The following is a 20,869-nucleotide window of genomic DNA, read 5'->3' on the forward strand; positions in this document are numbered from 1 at the left end:
AGTGGTTTGCGATTTTATTCGAAATACTGAGCAAAGAAGCGCGAAGCCAATACAGCGTAATGCGCTCTGGTTATAACCGTATCTGGCGCGAAGCTCGCAGTGATAGTAGGCGTGATGCTGAATGGACTTTGCTCTACACCAAACTCTGCGTTAATCAACGACAAGGTAAGTGCTAACTGAACGTAGCCTTTCATATCAGCCGGAATACTGTCTTGATCTTCTAGCACAATTTGCTCACCGTTATAGTCAACAACGATGTCGGCGTTAGGGTCAAAACTAAGTGCTGCTTCTTCCAAGCCAAGCATCTGTACCAGTGAGTAAGCGATATCTAGCTTAGTAACACTAGCGAACGGGTCAGCACTACCATTTTCGCTGCGAAGTACAGGAGACTGTGTACGAAGCTTATCTTTAAGTGCGCCACCTTTAACCATTACTGATTCAACGAACGCTTTGTCAAAACCAGGTACTGAACCAATATTAGGACGTTCTTCATTCAAAAGGTCACGGTACTGTCTAACGGCTCCACCCATTACCGCATAGCGCGCAAAGTCCTTGCGTTTAAGACGAGCATCAGGTGAGAAGCCTCGACTATTGATGGCGTCCATTAAGCGCTCACTTACCGCGAACTCTATGGCGTTTTGTTGAGGGTGACCTTCTACGTCGTCCATACCTTCAAAGCCGCCGCTATTTTCGAACGACACGGTGACGTTAAATGTTTCAGGTAAACCTGGGCCGTTAGTTAAACCTAATGGGTCAGCTTCTACACCAGAGAGTGATGTTAAACCATAAACATATACGCCCCACGTACCAGGCATGGCTGGTGCAGCAACACGCATGGTGGTAGAAAGTACTGGCGTAGTTAAGTTACCGCGATATTCAGTGCCGTCAGGGGCTACAAGAACAAGCTTGGTTAAGTTTGCAAAACTATCGGCAGACGCTTTGACAAGTACCTCTTTCGAACCTACTTCAAAAGGAATAACTTCAGGCTCTCCTACCGGTGAATAAAAAACATCGAAGTTTTCTACTCGATCGCTGGTGGTTACAAGTGCATTTGCCTTAAAGCTTTTACCATCTAAGTTATTAACCGTAACTTTATGGCCCATATCTTCAAGTAGGGCAGCAGCAACTGCTGAACGTGCATTAACGTAACCCGCTCCGACTTCCCAGCGCTCATAACCAGGCATGTTAGTGGCTGTCTCTTGCAGCAAGCGCTTAATGGTCGCGTTATCAAGATTCGGGTTCGCTTCCAGCATCAATGAGATAATGCCTGAAACATGCGGTGTCGCCATAGATGTGCCAGAAATCATGGTGTAGAAAGGAAGGTTCTGAGGTTCAATTGCATCTATGTCTGCGTCTCCACCATTCGCGGCGGCGTTCAGTACGGCGCGAGTAGAGATAATGTCCACACCTGGAGCGACAACAGAGACTTCGTTGTTATATGTCCATTGCGTGCCGTCAGGCATAGTAAAGTCGCCAGTCTCGCCTTTTAATCCGCGAGATGAAAAGCCAGCGAGTTTTCCGAACTTGTCACCCGCACCTACAGAGATACCCCAAGGAATTTGTGCATATGGGTTATGCGAGTCTTCACCAGGGCCATCGTTACCTGCTGCGAATACACTAATCATTCCCATGTTATGTGCTTTGTAACTTGCCAACGAAACAGGGCCGAGTGGTTCGTACTTGCCGCTAGAACCCCACGAGTTGCTGATAACTTTGATAGGGTTGTCGAAGGTGTATTGCTTGCTAATTGCGTAGTCGAAGCCGCCGATAGTATCTAAAAGCAGCACTGCTGCGCCTGAACCATAGCCAATGATGTCAGCATCTGGGGCTGCTCCACGGTGCTTGCCATCAGACATTACACCGCTACCCGCGATAGTACCGGCAACGTGTGTGCCGTGTCCTGAGTTTAGGTCGGTATTCACTTGGTTTGATAGTGTTGGACCCGTTACGCCAACGATAGAAAGCGCACCCGGATTCAATATTGCTTGCACGTTATCAACCACAGTATCGCCAAAGAAGTGGTCTTGGTGAGAAGCGTCAATACCCGAATCAATCACTAAAATAGTTGAGCCTTTACCAGTGAACTCAACGTTGTTTCTTGAAGCAAATCCTTCGCCCTGCAAATCAGCAACGCCTGTGATCTCACGTGCATCAGCGTTGTATAGCTTCATTTCGCGGTTCGCAAAAACTGATCGTACACCGTCGAATTGAGCAATAGCCTCAATTTGCGCCTTCGTTGCCACCACACCAATGATTGGAAGGTTCTTAAATTGCACGCCTTCTGTAATACCCAAGTTTAATAATTGCGTAATTTGTGACTCGGCAAGTGGTGACATTTGATCGTACGTAACAACAGCCATCAGCGATTCAGCAGGGGAGAGCGACACAAGTTTCTCAGCCATTTGTGAGCCAATGTAGGCATCGGCAAGTGTGTGGGCTGACGGGCTTGCTAGCATAGCTGCAGCTAACGTAGATAGGGCGAACTTCTTCATATTCTTCTCCAAATTCTTGAGGCTGCGCTTTTTCTTAGATGCTTAAGACAATCATTTGACTTGTTGTGTCGTTAGCATTACCGAACGCGTTTATGTTGCTGAAGCGCATGGCATTCGTGCCATGTACTTAATTAAAACGCGGCGTTTTTTGATTAACGTCATCGCAGCAAAGTACGCACTAATAGTGGCCGTTTGAATTTTGTTCGAACATAGGGGTTTCACCCTAAATGTGTGACTTTTTTTGATGTAATAATGTGCAAAATTGCTACAAAGGTTTAATAAAAAATGTCACGTTAAGCACCTATAGTAATGGCGTATGTTGGCGAAATTTAAACATTTATTAGTTTTTGTTTATGTCTTGTTCGCTCTGTTTTCTCCCAAGAGGAGTTTGTCATGAAGTTTGATTCAATTAAGTCTCGATTGGTTTTAATGACCCTTATCTGTGTGATTGGAATGGCTATGCTGGTGATAAGTCAGCATTATTTCACTCAGCGTTTAATTGGCTTAAATCAGCAGCGAGATGCGCTACTGAGAATGGGGCAAGATTTGCTTCAGATGAGACGACACGAAAAGGATTTCTTACTTCGCCACGGCACCGATTACTTTGACAAGTTTCTTCAGCAGTCCTATTTGTTCAAGGGGCGACTTACTACCCTTGTCCCCATGTTCAATGAATACCGTCTTCCTGTGGCCGATGTCGAAAGCCTGTCTGCCTCAATGGAGGCCTACAGTGGGGTATTCCAACAGGTTGTCTCTCTTCAAGAGCGAATTGGGCTCACGCAAAATGACGGGCTGAGAGGGCGTATTTCCGAGCTAGAAAAGGTACTCAACGAAGGGGCACTTTCTCAAGACCCATTATCAAGAGAGTTGTTAACCAATATTCAACTCGCCACGCGAAATTATCAAATAACCCAAGAAGGGTATTATGCGAAGTTGATGAACGAAATGACTGAGCGTTTAGTTGCTGATTACCGCAATAGTTCGGCGCTTGATGAGTCATTGATACAATATAGAGAAGCGCTGTTGCAATTAGTTGATGCGTTCACAACGTTTGGTGTAACTCACAATGAAGGCCTTCGCGGAGAGTTCAGACAAAGCGCACATAATGTGGAGACACAGCTAAAGGGTGTCGATACCGCCTTGAAACCTATGATTGAACAACAAGAAGGCCAAGTGCGTATTTACAGTCTAAGTATTGCTGCGCTCACGTCTATCGTGTTAATTCTGGTATTGATCAAGAGTTTTGCGACATTTCACCGCGCTTTTGTTAACTTTCTTACTTTCTTTTATCGCTGTAAGCGTCAGTATCAAATGATTGATACGAGAAAGTTAGGGTTTGCAGAGTTAAAATCACTCGCAGAATTGGCGAATGAAATGGTCGAGTCCAAAAGAGATATTGAGGCGCGGCTAGCAAGTGTAGAAGCCGAGTTGGCCACTAAGAAAGCCTCATAACCACAGAGGGCACTTTTATTTCTTAAGCGGTCGACTCATTATTGCATCAATAAGGTATAAGCCAAGCAAGGTAGAAGCAAAAATGAAGTTTAACCGCTTAGGAAATAGCGACTTACAGGTGTCGGATGTGTGTTTGGGCACAATGACATGGGGCATTCAAAACACCCAGCAAGATGCAGACGAGCAAATGGCGTTTGCCCTGGATAAAGGCGTGAACTTTGTCGATACGGCCGAAATGTATCCTGTTCCCCCAAATGTAGATACCTATGGCGATACAGAGCGCATTATCGGTAATTGGATTTCGCGGAACGAATCAAAGCGCTCTGACATTGTTTTAATGACTAAAATTGCTGGCAGCGGTTTGAAATACATTCGCAACGCAGGGCCCATTACAGCTGACGCTATCGCAAACGCACTCACCTATTCATTAGAGCGCTTAAAAACCGATTATATCGACGTTTACCAGCTTCATTGGCCGAATAGAGTTACACCTCATTTCGGTAAGCATTGGCCGGATGGTGCTGATCCAACCAAAACCAATCGAGAAAAAGAACTGGATGGTATGCGTGATATCCTTTTAGGCATTAAGCGCGCGCTGGATGAAGGGAAAATTAGACACTGGGGGCTGTCAGATGACACGCCTTGGGGCATTCACGCCTTTCTTACACTTTGCAAAGAGCTGGATATGCCGCTTCCAGTTTCTATTCAAAATGAGTTCAGTTTACTTCATGCGAAAGACTGGCCTTATTTAATTGAAATGTGTGAACTAGAGAACATTGCTTACCTTCCGTGGTCGCCGTTAGCAACGGGTATGTTAAGTGGTAAGTATCAGGATGGAGCCAGACCGGAAGGTAGTCGTTGGACACTAGCTCAGCGTATGGGGTTATTTAGAGATAAAGCGCCAGCGCAGGCAGCTACAGCTGAATATATGAAGATTGCAGAAAAAGCAGGAATAACACCTTCGCAGCTCGCGTTGGCGTGGTGTAAGCAAGTGCCTGGTGTTACCTCAACAATTATTGGCGCTACCACTGTGCCTCAACTTAAAGAAAATATAGACGCGTTTGATATTTCACTTTCGAAGGAAACATTAGACGACATTCACGGTGTACTAAGGCAGTATCCTTTAGGCTTCTAAGCGAATTTTTTCTTCCTAAGAATGGCGGGGTAGCACTTCACTCCCCCGTCATTTTTGTGTAATACGCACGTCATATTATGTGTTTTTCAAGTATGAATTTGTGCGTATTATGTCAATGATTGACCCTCAACTAGCCCAGAACAGCGTGCTAGAAAAAGCACATAACTGGCGTAAGTGGCTTCTTTTAGCCTTGTTAGTCTATGTGATGTTATTAGCTGTCAGCATGATTGGCAGCGGATTCAAATTTGCTACTGGCGACCACGCGAAATCTCTTTTTAGTTTTGCTTCTAATCCTGTCATGGGATTGATTATTGGTATGGTGTGTACCGCACTTATTCAGTCTTCAAGTACGGTTACCTCTATTATTGTCGGAATGGTAGCGGGTGGTTTACCCATAACTATCGCTATACCCATGATGATGGGCGCCAACATTGGGACCAGTATTACCAACACCTTGGTGAGCCTTGGTCATGTTGCAAAAAAAGATGAGTTTCAAAGAGCCTTCAATGCGGCCACTATTCATGACTTCTTCAATGTACTGTCGGTACTAATTTTCTTACCTCTTGAAATGGCGTTTGGTATTTTGGAGTTTTTAAGTGCCCAATTGGTTGCGCTTATCCATACAGGTGAAGCCATCGGTGTGTCTGGTGTTAATCCTATTAAAGCGATGACGCAACCGGTAACAGACATAGTTACACAAGCATTCTCCTTTTTACCTTCTATTTATCCGGGCGTAGCGAAAATAATTCTTGGTATCGGCCTTATTATGTTTTCAATTACCTACATGGGTAAAATTATGAAATCACTTATGGTAGGCAAGGCAAAGGCGTTATTGCATACCAGCATAGGAAAAGGGCCACTCTCTGGAATAACGTCGGGTGCTGTGATGACAGTGCTAGTGCAATCCTCGTCAACCACCACATCGCTCATGGTTCCTTTGGTTGGCAGTGGAATTTTAAAAGCTAAGGATATCTATCCGTTCACATTGGGCGCAAATATAGGCACATGTATCACTGCGCTTATCGCAGCGTTGGGTGTAGTGGGGGTTAATAGTGGATTTGCACTACAAATAGCGCTTGTGCACCTGATTTATAACGTTCTGGGCGTTACGCTTATTTACGGGCTGCCTTTATTGCGCAATATTCCGCTCAATTTGTCTTATCAATTATCAGTGATAGCGGCAGAGCGGAAAATGTACGGCGCAGCTTATATCGGTGGCTTATTCTTTATTATGCCTTTGGGTATTATCTTCACTACTATGTAGCTAATGTAGCGCGCCATTCTATTTTTCTGTATGCACAAAAAAACGGCGCTGATGAGCTCAGTGCCGTTTCTCTTTTTTAACTTAGTGCATGTATTAGAATGCGTATTTTGCTGAAACTTGGAAGCGGTTCATGTCGCCTTCAAGGCCGGCTTCAATTTCACGCTTTGCGAAAGCGTATTCAGCGCCAACGGTTAGCGCTTTAGTTGGCGAGTACAAGTAGTTTACACGTGTGCTATAAGTGCTTTCAGTGGTAGCTAAACCCGTTAATGATACGTCATTGTCTGCTTCAAACGCCGAGAACATGATGCTACTGCGCGCTTTTTCGCTCCACTTGTGACGATACGCAACGCCGTAACCTGTTGAGTCTATGGCTTCAAGGTCGCCGCTTTCGGTAAGTACTGCACCATTAACTGCGTTTAGCGCAGAGTATCTGCCTAAACCTTTACCCGTGTTGAACGTGAAGCGAATATCGTCGCCATTAGACAAATTGTATTTACCGGTTACCGATACACCAAAGCTGGTTTCGTCCGCATCAATGCCAGCGGCATTATCGTAAGACAACTGTCTTAATAAGCCCGCTACTTTTACATAACCCCAGTCATACTTTGACGTATAGGCAGCTACAAAGTCTGGAACGCTGCTGTCGTCACTCGTAATTCGGCTACCACCGCCAAATGGCGTAATGGTTGATTCTGGGTTTTCAAGCGCAAGCTGTAGGCCGCCGTTGGTATATCTCACCATAACTTGACGGGCAAAGGTGATGCCGTCAGTGGTACCAATAAAATCAAGTGATTCTGGTAATGAACCTACGTCCATAAAGGTCGTCCATGTTTGGCCCACCAACCAATTCTTGTAAGTTAAGTACGCGTGGCGTACTCGCGGAGTGTAGGAGTTACTGATTCGCTCATCACCGCCGCTAGTTACAAGGAAGTCGAGTTCGAATACACCGTTAATTGTGTCGCCTTCAGCCGTAGGCGTTGACGTTGCAAAGCGGAATCGTGACGTTCTGATATGCGCGTCAAATTGTGGATCTTCGTCAACGCCACCAACAGGTGTTAGTGAAGGAATATAGAAATCGCGACCTACGCTACCTGATGCAATGGTGCCATCTGAGTAGTCACTAACCATAGCGTCGACTTTAACGTAGCCTGTGAATTTCACACTTGTGTCGCCGATTGTTGCTGCTTGTGCTGCACCTGTAGATGCTGCCAGGCACAGCGCTACTGCTGTAACCGTATTTTTTATTTTAGCTTTCATCGTGTCTGTTCCAAAAAAGTGGTTAAATAAATGTAAATTCAACGTTAACATTGCTGATTGTGTACTTATTATCTAAAAATTAAATAAGCCAATGGTCGCATAAGACTATAGTCGTAATACTTTTCTAGTAGAACCTTAGTTGTATGCTGCTAAGACCAAAGTCTCATTTTGCTTTGTGGGTGAATGGCTAGAGTGTTTCACCATACAACAAGAATTTTACATCATTGATATTGGAGGCAATCTTTATGACCGCCAGCAAAACTTATCCTGTGCCTGAGAACATTCTTCAGTCTACACATCTAACCGCATCTCAATATGATGAGATGTATAAGCAATCTGTAGAGCAACCTGAAGCGTTCTGGGCTGAGCACGCATCCATGCTTGAGTGGTATCAAAAGCCCACCAAAATTAAAAACACAATGTTTGGTGAAAACGATGTGTCTATTAAGTGGTTTGAAGATGGTGAGTTAAATGCCAGCTATAACTGTATTGACCGCCATCTAGCTGATAATGCTACAAAAGTTGCCTTTCACTGGGAAGGTGATTCACCAGAAGATAGCCAAGATATCACGTATCAACAAGTGCACTATGAAGTTTGTAAATTAGCGAATGCACTTAAAGAAATGGGCGTAGCAAAAGGTGATCGTGTTGCGATTTACATGCCGATGGTACCCGAGGCTGCCTACGCCATGTTAGCGTGTGCCCGAATAGGTGCAGTTCACTCAGTGATTTTCGGTGGATTTTCACCTAACGCTATTGCCGATCGTATCAACGACAGCAACGCCAAAGTCGTGATTACTGCAGATGAAGGCCGTCGTGCTGGAAGAAGTATTCCACTGAAAGCGAATGTGGATAAAGCACTGGCTGGTGATGCGTGTCCGTCTATTACTCATGTTTTAGTTCATAAGCTAACAGGAGGAGACGTAGACTGGAATGCTAAGCACGATGTGTGGTGGCATGACGCTGTTGATGGCGTGTCAGCGCAGTGTGAACCAGAGGTAATGAACGCGGAAGACCCACTGTTTATCCTCTATACATCAGGCTCTACTGGAACGCCAAAGGGTGTAGTACACACTACGGGCGGGTATCTCTTATATTCTGCGATGACCTTTAAATATGCTTTTGACTACAAAGAAGACGATGTTTATTGGTGTACCGCTGATGTAGGCTGGATCACAGGCCACAGCTACATGGTTTATGGCCCAATGGTGAACGCCGCATCACAAGTGTTCTTTGAAGGCGTACCAACTTATCCAGACGTTAAACGTATTGCTCAAGTAGTAGAAAAATACAAAGTAAATAGTTTATATACCGCACCAACTGCTATCCGCGCATTAATGGCGCACGGAGATGTTCCAACTGAAGGGTGTGATGTCTCATCGCTTCGCCTTTTGGGGACAGTAGGTGAGCCTATTAATCCTGAAGCATGGGAATGGTACCACCGCGTAATTGGTATGAGCCGTTGTCCTATTATCGATACATGGTGGCAGACAGAAACAGGTGGACACATGATCCTGCCTTTGCCTGGCGCTACGGAGTTAAAGCCTGGCTCAGCGACTCGCCCATTCTTCGGGATTCAGCCAGCGCTATTTGATGCTGACGGTAATGAGCTTGAAGGGGCAGCAGAAGGTAATCTTGTTATTAAAGACAGCTGGCCGAGCCAAGCTCGAACGGTTTATGGCGATCATCAGCGCTTTATCAACACCTACTTTAGCGCATACAAAGGTGTGTACTTCACCGGTGATGGTGCTCGTTGCGATGAAGATGGCTTTTACTGGATCACTGGTCGTGTAGATGACGTGCTAAACGTTTCTGGTCACCGTTTGGGCACCGCTGAAATCGAAAGCGCACTTGTTGCCCATCCTAAAGTAGCTGAGGCTGCCGTTGTTGGCTTCCCACATGATATCAAAGGGCAGGGTATCTACGTTTACGTAACACCAAATGAAGGGGTTGAAGCAAATGAAGCCCTTACTAAAGAGCTTAAGGCGTGGGTGCGTCAAGAGCTAAGCCCGATTGCTACACCTGATATGATCCAATGGTCTCGTGGATTACCTAAAACCCGCTCTGGTAAAATTATGCGCCGTATTTTGCGTAAGATTGCCGCCAATGAGCATGAGCAATTAGGTGACACATCAACGTTGGCGGATCCATCGGTTGTTGATACACTGATAGAGGAACGTCTAAATAAGTAGAAACTAAGGATATAGACAATGATAACCCTTCTAATCGCTGATGATCATCCGCTGTATCGCGATGCACTAAGAGGCGCGTTGTCGTTGTCACTTCCAGCCTTAACCCTCAAAGAGGCGGGAGACCTTAACACTACAGTCGATATTCTCAACAATGAGGATATCGACTTATTGTTGCTTGATTTGCACATGCCGGGTAGCAATGATTTGTTTGGCTTGCTGCATATTCGAAAACTCTTTCCCGAACTTCCTGTTGCCGTAGTCTCTGGCACAGAAGACACCACACTTATTTCAAAGATTATTAGCGTGGGCGCGCTAGGGTTCATCCCCAAAACTGCCAGTGCGCAAGATATTGCAAACGCCGTAGAAGCAATTCTGGATGGCGATGTATGGCTACCTGATAACTTAAGTGAAGACGTTGATGAGGTGAATGAAGAGTTCTCTGAATTAGCGGATAAAGTTGCCTCGCTAACGCCCTCGCAATACAAGGTGCTTTGTTACATGCGAGACGGCTTGCTGAACAAGCAAATTGGCTTTAATTTAGATATCGCAGAGGCCACGGTTAAAGCGCATGTCACTGCTATCTTTAAAAAGTTGGGCATAAACAACCGCACACAAGCGGTACTTATTGCTTCACAACTTGAGTTGGAGCCGCCAGCTCAGTAGCGTCGAACTTAAGCACGGCTTCTGAGGTAGCAAATTCCGGTAAGAACTTTTCCAATGCCAAGCGGCTTTGTTCACTTAGCAAAGGATTGTCAATTTCAATAACCGTTCGCCCTTCGGTAAGTGCCATACCTTCTCTAAAGTTATCATGAGCTAACAGTAGCTCCTGAAACTTACCCGTTTCGAAGAGCCTTAACAGACCCTCAGCTATCCGCCCTGCTAATGCCTGATTGTCGCTTCCTACAAAGAAAAAGATGGGGCTTGGGTATGAAATGATAAGGTGATCGTCGATAGTCAGACCGCGTGAGAGCGCCTTGTCAGCGAGTTCTTCTTTAATTTCCATAACACTTCTTGGAAACATATCAGCGAAGCCTTCCGAAACAATGCGAAATGACGCCCGGTAGGTCGTTTCCAACACCGGGATATCGTTTGCGCGAAATATCTTCGTATCGGGCCAGTCGTAGCCCAAAACCGCTCGGTATGCTCGTAACGCGTTTAATGACTTTACTTCTTTAAGTCGCGTATCGCCTTCTCTGACCAGCAGTGCACGCTTACCAAAAAGACCCGCCATAATGGGAATGCGAATGGGCAGGAACTGACGTTCACGCTCTGTCGAGGTAACGCTCCACGTCACGTCTAGCATGTGGTGTTCAAGGCTGCGTAGTTGACGCTCTTGCGCCGTTTCTTGGTCGCTGACAATCAGTTCAAAAGAGCCGTATTGAGGTTCAGTAACGCGCAGTGATTCTGTGAGAAGACGTTTAGCGTAGGCGTATACGGCGTCTCGCCCAGGGTGAATATTTGGCAGGCGGAGAACGGTGTGAGGTAAGTCAGTACTTACCTCGTTTGTGTTTTGCTGCTGAGCATTAGCACTCAATAGTGTAAATACACTCAACAGCAGAGAGGCAACACTTAGGGCTTTTTTCGTAACGTCCATATTTTGTATTTCATGCACTAAACGCATGCCTTACTGCAAGTTGCCGCAGGTTTTAACGCTGAATATCCATTGGCAAACTTGTATTGCTAGTCTTTTCCCGTCAGCAAAAAGTCGTGCTCGGGGTCTACAATAAATTGACCCCTCATCGCTTCTCTTCCGAGCAGCATCAAATAGGTCATTTCAGAGCGGTCCGTTAGGGTTAACTGAATATCCCACTGGTACCCGTCCATTATTATAGGCGTAATTATAACATAGCGCTTCTCAAGTGTAGCCGTTGAGCTTTTTACGCGTTTTTGTCCTTCTACACGTGCTTCTCTGCGAACCACGCGTTCAACGTTGTGAATGTCGGGATGGATATCAAATTTAATCCATAATTCACCGTCTTGATCAAACTCTTCAATGTTGTCAACATGAAGTGAAGACGTTGCCGCCCCTGTATCAACGCGTACGTTCAAATCAGAGATGGCGAGTTTTGGTAAATCGCACAGCTCTACCGCACCAACAATTTTTTTATTGTTCATCAGTTTTTCTACCAATTTTATAAAACAGGACCCTGTTCTGGTGGCAATAAATTGTCTTGTAATAATTCTACGTGTTCTGCAACAGTATCAGGCTCTGAAAAGTATGCAATGTGGTATACCGCTTCACCTTCTTGGGTAAGTGGAATATTTTGTTTACCAATTACAACACCTTCTGCAGGGCTTTCAAGGCTATCTAAATAATTGCCAAACGGATCAGCAATAATGGCCAGTTTGTCACCTTTTTCAACATGGTCACCTAGCTGTGCTAAATGCGTCACAAATCCACTTTCTGGCGCGCGAACCCATCCACTTTGGCGCGCTATAAAACGCTCGATACTGTGGCCCTTACTGCGGCTTTTATTCAGCATGCCCAAATGACGCATGGTATTAATAATGCCTCTTACGCCGGCACGAATAGAAAACTCGTCATAACGTAACGCTTGGCCTGCTTCGTAAAGCAGAATTTTAACGCCACTTTCACTGGCCGCTTCGCGCAAAGAGCCATCGCGTAACTCTGCGTTAAGTAGTACAGGTACGCCAAACGCTTTTGCCATTTCCAGTACTTCTGGGTCGTCTAAGTCAGCGCGAATCTGTGGCAAGTTACTACGGTGTATAGCGCCGGTGTGAAGGTCAATGCCGACATCGCACTTACTTACCACTTCTTTGAAAAACAAGTTGGCTAACCTACCGGCAAGCGAACCTTTTTTACTCCCTGGAAAACTGCGGTTCAAATCGCGTCTATCGGGTAAATAACGAGACTGGTTTAGTACGCCGTACACATTAACCATAGGCACCGCGATAAGGGTTCCTCTTATCCGCTCAATCGCTTTTGAGCGGATAAGTCTGCCTACTATTTCGATGCCATTTAATTCGTCACCGTGAATGGCTGCGCTGACGAACATAATGGGACCTGGTCGCTTTCCTCGTTTAACGTAAACCGGAATGCTCATATTGGTGGCCGTGTACAGCGGCGGCATTTCTAACTCAATCTTTTTTGTTTCGCCAGGAGCAATGTTTTCACCCCCAATTCTTAAAACATCATTTACCACTAACGTTTTCCTATATTTACGTTATTGCATAGCAAAGGGTAAAGGGCGCTAGCCCTTTCCACGGGTTTTTGTTTTGTGCGGCTCTGCACTTTTTTCAATGAACTCAATGATCATACTGGCGACATCTTTATTGGTCGCCTTCTCAATGCCTTCAAGGCCCGGCGAAGAGTTTACTTCCATAACGACTGGACCGTTGTTCGAACGAAGAATATCTACGCCACAACAATTTAGTCCCATCGTTTTAGCCGCATCTACCGCTGTTTTGCGTTCCGCTGGACTTAGGCGAACTAAACTTGCATGACCGCCACGGTGAAGGTTAGAGCGGAATTCCCCAGGTGCTGCTTGGCGCTTCATCGCTGCTACAACTTTTCCACCTACCACGAAGCAACGAATATCTGCACCGCCCGCTTCTTTAATGAACTCTTGCACTAAAATACTGGCGTTAAGGCCCATAAAGGCTTCAATGATCGACTCTGCCGCTTTTTGCGTGTCGGCCAATACCACGCCAATACCTTGCGTGCCTTCAAGTAACTTAATAACCACTGGGGCGCCGCCAACCGTTTTAATAACATCGTCGATTTTGTCAGGGTGGTGTGCAAAGCCTGTTCTAGGCATACCTATGCCTTTACGTGATAAAAGCTGCAATGAACGCAATTTATCTCGAGAGCGGCTGATAGCAACCGACTCGTTAAGGCTGTATGTGCCCACCATTTCAAATTGGCGAACGACCGATGTGCCGTAAAAGCTAACCGATGCGCCAATTCGCGGGATCACTGCATCGTAATAGGGTAGTCGCTTACCGTTATAGCGAACTGACGGTCGCGCACTGGTGATATCCATGTAGCAGTGCATGGTATCGATAACGTCAACCTGATGCCCGCGAGCCTGCCCAGCTTCGACTAAGCGTGAAGTAGAGTAAAGACGAGGATTTCTAGAAAGAATTGCAATGCGCATTATAAAAAAGCCTGTAGTTTGTGTTTTATTTTGTCGTTTTATCGACCAATCTATTACCACGTTAGAACGTGATGATACCAATCCGTATAGATAATTGCCCATTCAGAAGGCGCTGGCAAGTTTCCTAGCGAAGCGTGGGAATGCAGGAATGGCTGTTCCCTTTCAAATTCCCAGAATGAAGCTAGGAAGCTTGCCAGACCTTCCCGAAGGGCGAGTTTAAAATGTCCGTACTCTTTGTTGTGTCACCTTGATGTAGAACCACTATACCTGCGGTAACACGCCGCGATTACGAACATTTTAACTCTCGCTGAGTGGGTAATTATCTATGCGGACTGGTATTAATTAGACAAGTCATTTTTGCGCGCATACTAATGTAAGTGTTCGGGGGTGTCTTACGAATAATTCTTGTTGTGTCGATTGCTTTTAATGCATGAACTTGAGTGTTTTTCACGTTAGCATTAGAGCGCGTTGGCCTTTCTAACGTAAAATCAGAATTTAAGGTCAGTCTGCTTAACGAAAAAATGTAAGGATTTGGGTTAATGAATGAGTGGTGGCATGGGTTTTTGGCGTGGTTAACTCAGTACCAGTCAAATGTCGTGTGGAGTGGTTTGGTTTTACTAATTTATTTGGCGATGTCTCGTAAGTTGCTACCAAAATTAGAAACCAACATCGTAAAGTCAAAGCTAAAATCAAATAGTGCTATTAAAGGACTTTTTGCTGCACGGGTTATTGTCGCTACAGTATCGTTAGCCTTGTTGTTGCTAGCATGGGGGATCGATTTTTCTGGGCTCTTAGTGCTTTCCACTTCTATCATCACGGTAACCGGTGTTGCGCTTTTTGCTAGTTGGTCACTCATCAGTAACATCACTGCGTATTTTATTTTGCTCACAAACGTAGCGTATCGCAGAGGTAATTATGTGCGCATTCTCGACGGCGATAACTTCATTGAAGGTGTGATTGCCGATGTAGGGCCGTTTAGCACGCGCTTGCTTACTGCTGAGCGTGAAACCCTCATGTATCCTAATAACCTAATTTTAACCCGTCCTGTTTTGCTCAACCCTAAAGAGAAGTGGGGAGCAATGGGAAAAGTGGTGGCGAAGTCGAGCGTAGAAACGCCGGTGGTTAAAATTGAAGAAAGTAAACCACACGACGAATTACTCTAGACGTCTTTCCTTACTCACATAGCGAAAAACCTGCAGCGAGCTACTAGCTACACGTTTTTCGCCTCCCTGATGTAGCGCGTCATACTTTGAAGTAGTGCGCGCAGTTTCGCTGGTTTTAGCGGTTTAGCTAAGAAGTTTACGCCTTGGGCTTTACACTGTGTAACTAAGCTTTCATCTGGTGTCGCCGTAATAAGCGCTGCTGGCACCACAATATTAAGTCGATGTCTTATCTCTTCAATCAAAGCTAGCCCATTTTTCTCGCTGTCATGACTGAGCTGATAATCCATGAGTAAGATTTGAGGCTGAATAGTCTCACAGACTTTCAACGCGTCATCCCAGTTGTTTGCAAGCACCACATTGATTCCCCATTTCTGTAATAGGGTCTGCATGGCATCTAAGTTCTCTCTTTGATCGTCCACGCAAAGCACGTCCATTCCTGTAAATGTTGTACTGCGGGGCTTTGCTGTAACGTTGGATACCTGTTTTGGCTCAGCTTTATCCAAGCTAAACGCAAAGCAGCTGCCTTTGCCTATTTTTGAGGTAACACTAATATCGCTGTTCAACTGCAGACTTAAACGTCGTACAACCCCCAAGCCAAGACCTATACCATGTTCCTTGCTTTCGTTTGCGCGGAAAAAGTCACCAAAAATGCTGTCTTTTTTATCGGTAGATATGCCAATGCCTGTGTCGATAACTTTGAAATAAACGGTGTCTTTGACAGGCTTGATAATGAACAAGACGCGGCCATTTTCCGTGTATTTCACCGCATTTGAAAGCAAGTTTTGCGTTATTCGGTATAAGTACGTTTTGTCAGCTTTTACCCAGCACGGGCGTATAATCGCTTTAAAACCAAGTCCTTTTTCCCGCGCGCGCATTGCCATTTCGTCCACAAGTGGTGACAGCAGGGTCCTTACATCAATAGACTCAATATCGGGTTTCATTTCACCTTGATCTAAGCGTGCGATATCCAGCAAAGTGCCAATCAGTGTTTCGCTAGACGTCACGCTATGGCTAAGCTTTTGAATAATGGCTAGCGCTGACTCAGTCAGTTCTTGTTCTTCAAGGGCGCTCACGTAGAGCTTGGCCGCATTTAGCGGCTGCAAAACATCATGGCTTGCGAGCGCCAAGAAGCGGGTTTTACTAGCATTGGCATCTTCTGCAGCCTTTCGTGCCCTTATCAGTTCTTTCTCGGCATCAGAGCGCCGTTCTATTTCAAGTCGAAGCTCGGCGTTTATGGAGTGTACTTCTTCAGTACGCTTCTTAATACGAGCCTCAAGGTCAATGTTTGATTCTTCAAGCGCTTGCTGTATTTCCACGTGTCCGGTGATGTCGTTGAAGCTTGTTACGAAGCCTCCGCCAGGTAAAGGATTACCTACCATCTCAATAACCCGTCCATCCATTCGTTGTCGCGTGAAGCGATGGGGCATACCAGAGCGCAAATGAGCCAGCCTTTTTTCCACTTCACCGTCTACGTTATCTGTGCCGAACTCACCTTGTGAAGCGTTATACCGAATAAGCTTTTCTATAGGCGTACCTACTGCCAACAAGTTATCAGGGTAAGGGTAGAGGTTGGCATAGCGTTTATTCCACGCTACCAAATTTAAGTGTTTGTCGACTACGCTAATGCCTTGGTCCATGTTTTCAAGTGACGTGAGTAGTGCAGTCATATTAAATTGCATGGCTTGCGTTGTGTCATCGAAGAAGTTGATAACCTCGGTAAAGTCCATCTTCTTACCACGCAATGCACTGTCTAGTAGTACTTTGGCACTCGACGCGCCAATAACGCCACCCAAGGCGCGTTCGCAAAATGATAAAAACGACTCATTTGGCGTATCGTCGTGCTTTAATTGGCAATTATTGAGTTGCTGATATTGCTCTAATAATTGTTCACAACGACCGGATCCCATAAAGGTCGACAATAACGTTATGAGATCGGAGACGGTCACGTTAGTTGCCTGCGCTTTAACGGTGTTGTTAGTGGAAATGGCAGGAGATACAAAGGCCTCAGCTTGCATTCTGTCGATAAGACGCTGCGGTGCAAAGTGTGAAAAGAGTATGTAAACAAAACTGTTCGCCGCTAAGCTAATCATGGCGCCTTGGCTAATGAGTTCATTTTGTTCCATTTGTGAAACTTGCTCGCTCACAATGGGAAGCACAAGCCACAATACCCAAATCACTAATCCCACCATTAGCCCTGCGTAAACCCCGTGCGCATGCGCGCGCTTCCAGTAAAGTCCGCCAACAATGGCTGGCATAAGCTGGATAACTAACGAGAACGCAATAAGCCCAATTGAATGAAGCGAGCGGCTGCTGGTCATTTGCTGGTGGTACAAAAACGCCATAAGCAAGATAAACGCGATGACGATACGGCGAATAAGCCTGATTTTGCTCGACACGTCCTGTTTGTCATCGGTATTGCCTGTAAATGCAAGAATGCGCGGCAAAATCACATCGTTGGTGAGCATAGTACTCAGCGTGAGTGTTGCCACAATGATCATAGCTGTTGCGGCAGAGAGCCCACCTACAAAGACAATCACTTGAAGAAGAACTGACTCTGAAAATACAGCCAGCGACAGTACGTAAGAGTCGGGCTCGATATTAGCGCCAGCAAAAATGGCTTTGCCTGCAATGGCGATAATAGGAATTACCGCTGAAATAATGGTCAGGTAGAGAGGGAATAACCACCTTGCCGTGCGCAGATGACCTAGGCTTAGGTTATCAATAATGGCAACGTGAAACTGCCTAGGCAAACAAACAATGGCCGCTGCCGCCATGATAGTTTGAGCGATGAAAGTAAACGAACCAAACTGCGCCAAGGCTATTTCATTGGTGAAACTTTCGAAGAATGGACCAGACTGGGTGCGCTTCCACGCACTATAACCAACAATGGCAACCAGCACTAACGCCAGCAATTTAATGGTCGACTCGAAGGCGATAGCCAGCATCAAACCCCGTCGGTATTCGGTGACGTCCGTTTGCCGGGTACCGAAATATATTGCGAATGCCGCGATGAAGCCAGTGGCGGCAATAATAATGCCGTTGCTGTTAGGCTGCTGAGTAAGGAGTTGGAAAGTAGCGCCCACTGCTTTTAATTGAAGCGCGATATAAGGAATAGTGGCAAGGAGCGCGATAAGTGTAACTACCAAAGCTACGGTTTGGCGCTTGCCATAGCGCGACGCGATGAAGTCGGAAATGGTAGTGATGTGTTGCTTCTTGCTGACGAGGGTTAACTTGTAAATAAACTTATAACCCAAGACGTAAACGAGAATAGGCCCAAGCATGATTGGCAGGTAAATCCAGGTGTCTCTACTTGCTTGGCCTACCATGCCGAAAAAAGTCCATGCGGTACAATAAATAGCGAGGGCCAGCGAATATATAGCGGGATGTGACGTTAGTGCTCTAGCGGTGGGCGAGTTCTTTTCACCCCAACTCGCCAGTGAAAACAGCAAGAAGAGGTACAGTACTGCAAGTGTTACCCAACCAAAAACCATAACGTTCCTTTTAACTTAGTTTTAACAATGCTGTCGCTATTATAATCATTTCGACCATGGTCTACCTACGACCATGGTCTCATTTTGAATTTTTAAAGGCAGGTCTAGAGTAATACGCGAGCTCCTAAATGCTTGACTTTGCTGCCTGTGATTGTTTTTCCTCAACCACGTAACACGCAGCAATAACGTTAACAAAGCCGGGCGTTAGGAATATGTAAAATCATAACAATCAATTAACCTGACATGAGGGTGAAACAATGGCATTTAGAAACGAAGAGGACAAAAAAGCGTATTGGAGGGAGAATCTCGCTCTTCTCGCCAAGCTTTTAGTCGTTTGGTTTATCGTATCATTCGGTGCCGGCATTATTTTTGTCGATATCTTAAATGAAATCCAATTTTTTGGCTTTAAATTAGGCTTCTGGTTTGCGCAGCAGGGCGCAATTTACGTATTTGTTGCATTGATCTTTGTCTACATGGCGAAGATGAACGCCATGGACAAACGCTACGGCGTAGATGAGGAGTAAATCATGGACGTTCAAACTTTAACGTTTATTATCGTTGGCGCATCGTTTGCGCTTTATATCGCCATCGCTATTTGGGCTCGCGCAGGCTCAACTAACGATTTTTACGTTGCAGGTGGCGGTGTACCTCCCGTTATGAATGGGATGGCAACGGCAGCAGATTGGATGTCGGCAGCCTCGTTCATTTCAATGGCGGGTCTTATCTCATTTATGGGGTATGACGGTGCAGTATATCTAATGGGGTGGACAGGTGGTTATGTTCTACTTGCGCTTTGTTTAGCTCCCTATTTACGTAAATTTGGCAAATTCACGGTACCTGACTTCATTGGGGATCGTTACTACTCACAAACCGCGCGTACAGTTGCTGTATTTTGTGCAATCTTCGTTTGCTTTACATACGTTGCAGGTCAAATGCGTGGCGTAGGTGTGGTATTCAGCCGCTTCTTAGAGGTTGATATTGTGTCTGGCGTGGTTATCGGTATGGTTATCGTGTTCTTCTACACCGTACTTGGCGGTATGAAAGGCATTACTTACACGCAAGTTGCACAGTATTGTGTAATGATTTTCGCCTACATTGTGCCGGCGGTATTTATCTCTATGATGGTAACAGGACATATCCTGCCGCAAACCGGCTTTGGTGCAACCTTAGCAGACGGTTCGGGGGTGCATATGCTGCAGAAACTCGATAATTTATCTGTCGAGTTAGGCTTTAACGAGTACACCTCAGGAACAAAAAGTACCATTGATGTATTCTTTATCACCTTTGCGTTAATGGTAGGTACAGCGGGTCTTCCACACGTAATCGTTCGCTTCTTCACTGTGCCTAAAGTTCACGATGCGCGTAAATCTGCAGGCTATGCACTAGCGTTTATCGCAATTCTATATACCACAGCACCGTCACTAGCAGCGTTTGCCCGTGTGAATATGATCGAAACCATTAATGGACCTGAAATGACGGGAACCAGCTATGAAGAAGCGCCGTCGTGGATTAAAAACTGGGAACAAACTGGCCTTATTTCATATGAAGATAAGAACGGTGATGGCAAGATGTTCTATTCGGGTGACGAGCGCAACGAAATGAAAGTTGACCGCGATATCATGGTATTGGCTAATCCTGAAATTGCGAACTTACCTGCGTGGGTTATTGCACTCGTTGCAGCGGGTGGTGTGGCAGCAGCACTGTCAACGTCCGCAGGCTTGCTGCTGGTTATTTCAACCTCTGTTTCCCATGATTTACTGAAACGAAACTTTATGCCAAACATAACCGATAAAGCCGAGCTCATGTATGCGCGACTTGCTGCTGGGGTGGCCATTGTTATAGCAGGTTACTTCGGTATCAATCCGCCAGGCTTTGTTGCACAGGTGGTAGCATTTGCCTTCGGCTTAGCGGCGTCGAGTTTCTTCCCGGCAATTATTATGGGTATCTTCAGCAAGCGCATGAACGATAAAGGTGCTATTGCTGGTATGATTTCAGGTATTGCCTTCACTGCGGCTTACATTATTTACTTCAAATTTGTAAACCCAGCGGCCAATACGCCTGACAACTGGTGGTTTGGTATTTCTCCTGAGGGTATTGGTACCTTAGGTATGATGGTGAACTTCATTGTGGCTTTCCTTGTGTTCAAAGCAACAGATGAAGCGCCAGAAGAAATCCAAGAACTGGTTGAAAGCATTCGTTATCCTAAAGGAGCGGGTGAAGCATCAGCCCACTAAACTAATGTTGCCTTAAGATAGGCTTTAGCAAAATAAAACCAATCTACTGGCGAAAGTGAGTAGGTTGGTTT

At 45.6% G+C, this 20,869-nt stretch carries 15 protein-coding genes; 8 read left to right on the forward strand and 7 right to left on the reverse strand.

From position 1 onward, the window contains the following. Positions 1-14: 14 nt before the first annotated feature. On the reverse strand, positions 15-2,492 hold the full coding sequence (locus NO989_RS09130) for a S8 family serine peptidase (RefSeq protein ID WP_014977489.1): 2,478 nt from the start codon (positions 2,490-2,492) through the stop codon (positions 15-17). A 393-nt stretch (positions 2,493-2,885) separates the two neighbouring features. Here NO989_RS09130 and NO989_RS09135 point away from each other — a divergent pair, with 393 nt between their 5' ends. The 3 genes from NO989_RS09135 (at position 2,886) to NO989_RS09145 (ending at position 6,343) form a co-directional block, all read left to right on the forward strand. Continuing rightward, a complete protein-coding gene (locus tag NO989_RS09135) occupies positions 2,886-3,944 on the forward strand; it encodes a hypothetical protein (RefSeq protein WP_014977488.1) in 1,059 nt (352 codons plus the stop codon). Between the two features lie 82 nt (positions 3,945-4,026). Beyond that, complete coding sequence (locus NO989_RS09140; protein ID WP_014977487.1) at positions 4,027-5,079, forward strand: aldo/keto reductase; 1,053 nt, start codon at positions 4,027-4,029, stop codon at positions 5,077-5,079. A gap of 109 nt (positions 5,080-5,188) precedes the next feature. Then, a complete protein-coding gene (locus NO989_RS09145; protein ID WP_014977486.1) occupies positions 5,189-6,343 on the forward strand; it encodes a Na/Pi symporter in 1,155 nt (384 codons plus the stop codon). A 93-nt stretch (positions 6,344-6,436) separates the two neighbouring features. Here NO989_RS09145 and NO989_RS09150 read toward each other — a convergent pair whose 3' ends face one another. Next, positions 6,437-7,600, reverse strand: coding sequence for a DcaP family trimeric outer membrane transporter (locus NO989_RS09150; RefSeq protein WP_014977485.1), 1,164 nt, complete (start codon positions 7,598-7,600; stop codon positions 6,437-6,439). Positions 7,601-7,845: 245 nt separating this feature from the next. On the opposite strand from NO989_RS09150, the gene acs reads away from it, so the two are divergent. Together acs and NO989_RS09160 are read left to right on the forward strand one after the other, a co-directional pair. Continuing rightward, entirely contained in the window at positions 7,846-9,792 is a 1,947-nt protein-coding gene (acs, locus tag NO989_RS09155; RefSeq protein WP_014977484.1) for an acetate--CoA ligase, read from the forward strand. An 18-nt stretch (positions 9,793-9,810) separates the two neighbouring features. Further along, positions 9,811-10,455: a response regulator transcription factor gene (locus tag NO989_RS09160; protein ID WP_014977483.1), complete on the forward strand. Its 645-nt coding sequence runs from the start codon at positions 9,811-9,813 to the stop codon at positions 10,453-10,455. Here the strand turns inward: NO989_RS09160 and NO989_RS09165 are convergent. The 4 genes from NO989_RS09165 to rimK form a co-directional block, all read right to left on the reverse strand. After that, on the reverse strand, positions 10,415-11,404 hold the full coding sequence (locus NO989_RS09165; protein ID WP_014977482.1) for a hypothetical protein: 990 nt from the start codon (positions 11,402-11,404) through the stop codon (positions 10,415-10,417). The genes NO989_RS09160 and NO989_RS09165 overlap by 41 nt on opposite strands. 68 nt (positions 11,405-11,472) lie before the next feature. Further along, entirely contained in the window at positions 11,473-11,907 is a 435-nt protein-coding gene (locus NO989_RS09170; protein WP_014977481.1) for a RimK/LysX family protein, read from the reverse strand. 17 nt (positions 11,908-11,924) lie between these two features. After that, the gene (locus tag NO989_RS09175; RefSeq protein ID WP_061486590.1) at positions 11,925-12,956 is read right to left on the reverse strand and encodes a succinylglutamate desuccinylase/aspartoacylase family protein; all 1,032 of its coding nucleotides are present in this window, start codon (positions 12,954-12,956) and stop codon (positions 11,925-11,927) included. A gap of 48 nt (positions 12,957-13,004) precedes the next feature. Continuing rightward, positions 13,005-13,910, reverse strand: a complete 906-nt coding sequence (rimK, locus tag NO989_RS09180; protein WP_061095924.1) for a 30S ribosomal protein S6--L-glutamate ligase — start codon at positions 13,908-13,910, stop codon at positions 13,005-13,007. Between the two features lie 539 nt (positions 13,911-14,449). On the opposite strand from rimK, the gene NO989_RS09185 reads away from it, so the two are divergent. Then, a complete protein-coding gene (locus NO989_RS09185; RefSeq protein WP_014950819.1) occupies positions 14,450-15,073 on the forward strand; it encodes a mechanosensitive ion channel family protein in 624 nt (207 codons plus the stop codon). Positions 15,074-15,120: 47 nt separating this feature from the next. Here the strand turns inward: NO989_RS09185 and NO989_RS09190 are convergent, their stop codons facing one another. Next, the gene (locus NO989_RS09190) at positions 15,121-18,564 is read right to left on the reverse strand and encodes a PAS-domain containing protein (protein WP_014980379.1); all 3,444 of its coding nucleotides are present in this window, start codon (positions 18,562-18,564) and stop codon (positions 15,121-15,123) included. Positions 18,565-18,821: 257 nt separating this feature from the next. On the opposite strand from NO989_RS09190, the gene NO989_RS09195 reads away from it, so the two are divergent. Further along, the gene (locus NO989_RS09195) at positions 18,822-19,088 is read left to right on the forward strand and encodes a DUF4212 domain-containing protein (protein WP_014950817.1); all 267 of its coding nucleotides are present in this window, start codon (positions 18,822-18,824) and stop codon (positions 19,086-19,088) included. Between the two features lie 3 nt (positions 19,089-19,091). Further along, the gene (locus NO989_RS09200) at positions 19,092-20,798 is read left to right on the forward strand and encodes a sodium:solute symporter family protein (RefSeq protein ID WP_014980378.1); all 1,707 of its coding nucleotides are present in this window, start codon (positions 19,092-19,094) and stop codon (positions 20,796-20,798) included. Positions 20,799-20,869: the final 71 nt, after the last annotated feature.

The organism is Alteromonas sp. DY56-G5 (genome assembly GCF_041414725.1).
GTDB lineage: Bacteria > Pseudomonadota > Gammaproteobacteria > Enterobacterales > Alteromonadaceae > Alteromonas > Alteromonas macleodii.

What these genes read in the sequence shown, in the direction of transcription:
- NO989_RS09130 (WP_014977489.1), bottom strand. Translation starts at nt 2,492, where the DNA reads ATGAAGAAGTTCGCCCTATCTACGTTAGCTGCAGCTATGCTAGCAAGC.
- NO989_RS09135 (WP_014977488.1), top strand. Translation starts at nt 2,886, where the DNA reads ATGAAGTTTGATTCAATTAAGTCTCGATTGGTTTTAATGACCCTTATC.
- NO989_RS09140 (WP_014977487.1), top strand. Translation starts at nt 4,027, where the DNA reads ATGAAGTTTAACCGCTTAGGAAATAGCGACTTACAGGTGTCGGATGTG.
- NO989_RS09145 (WP_014977486.1), top strand. Translation starts at nt 5,189, where the DNA reads ATGTCAATGATTGACCCTCAACTAGCCCAGAACAGCGTGCTAGAAAAA.
- NO989_RS09150 (WP_014977485.1), bottom strand. Translation starts at nt 7,600, where the DNA reads ATGAAAGCTAAAATAAAAAATACGGTTACAGCAGTAGCGCTGTGCCTG.
- acs (WP_014977484.1), top strand. Translation starts at nt 7,846, where the DNA reads ATGACCGCCAGCAAAACTTATCCTGTGCCTGAGAACATTCTTCAGTCT.
- NO989_RS09160 (WP_014977483.1), top strand. Translation starts at nt 9,811, where the DNA reads ATGATAACCCTTCTAATCGCTGATGATCATCCGCTGTATCGCGATGCA.
- NO989_RS09170 (WP_014977481.1), bottom strand. Translation starts at nt 11,907, where the DNA reads ATGAACAATAAAAAAATTGTTGGTGCGGTAGAGCTGTGCGATTTACCA.
- rimK (WP_061095924.1), bottom strand. Translation starts at nt 13,910, where the DNA reads ATGCGCATTGCAATTCTTTCTAGAAATCCTCGTCTTTACTCTACTTCA.
- NO989_RS09185 (WP_014950819.1), top strand. Translation starts at nt 14,450, where the DNA reads ATGAATGAGTGGTGGCATGGGTTTTTGGCGTGGTTAACTCAGTACCAG.
- NO989_RS09190 (WP_014980379.1), bottom strand. Translation starts at nt 18,564, where the DNA reads ATGGTTTTTGGTTGGGTAACACTTGCAGTACTGTACCTCTTCTTGCTG.
- NO989_RS09195 (WP_014950817.1), top strand. Translation starts at nt 18,822, where the DNA reads ATGGCATTTAGAAACGAAGAGGACAAAAAAGCGTATTGGAGGGAGAAT.
- NO989_RS09200 (WP_014980378.1), top strand. Translation starts at nt 19,092, where the DNA reads ATGGACGTTCAAACTTTAACGTTTATTATCGTTGGCGCATCGTTTGCG.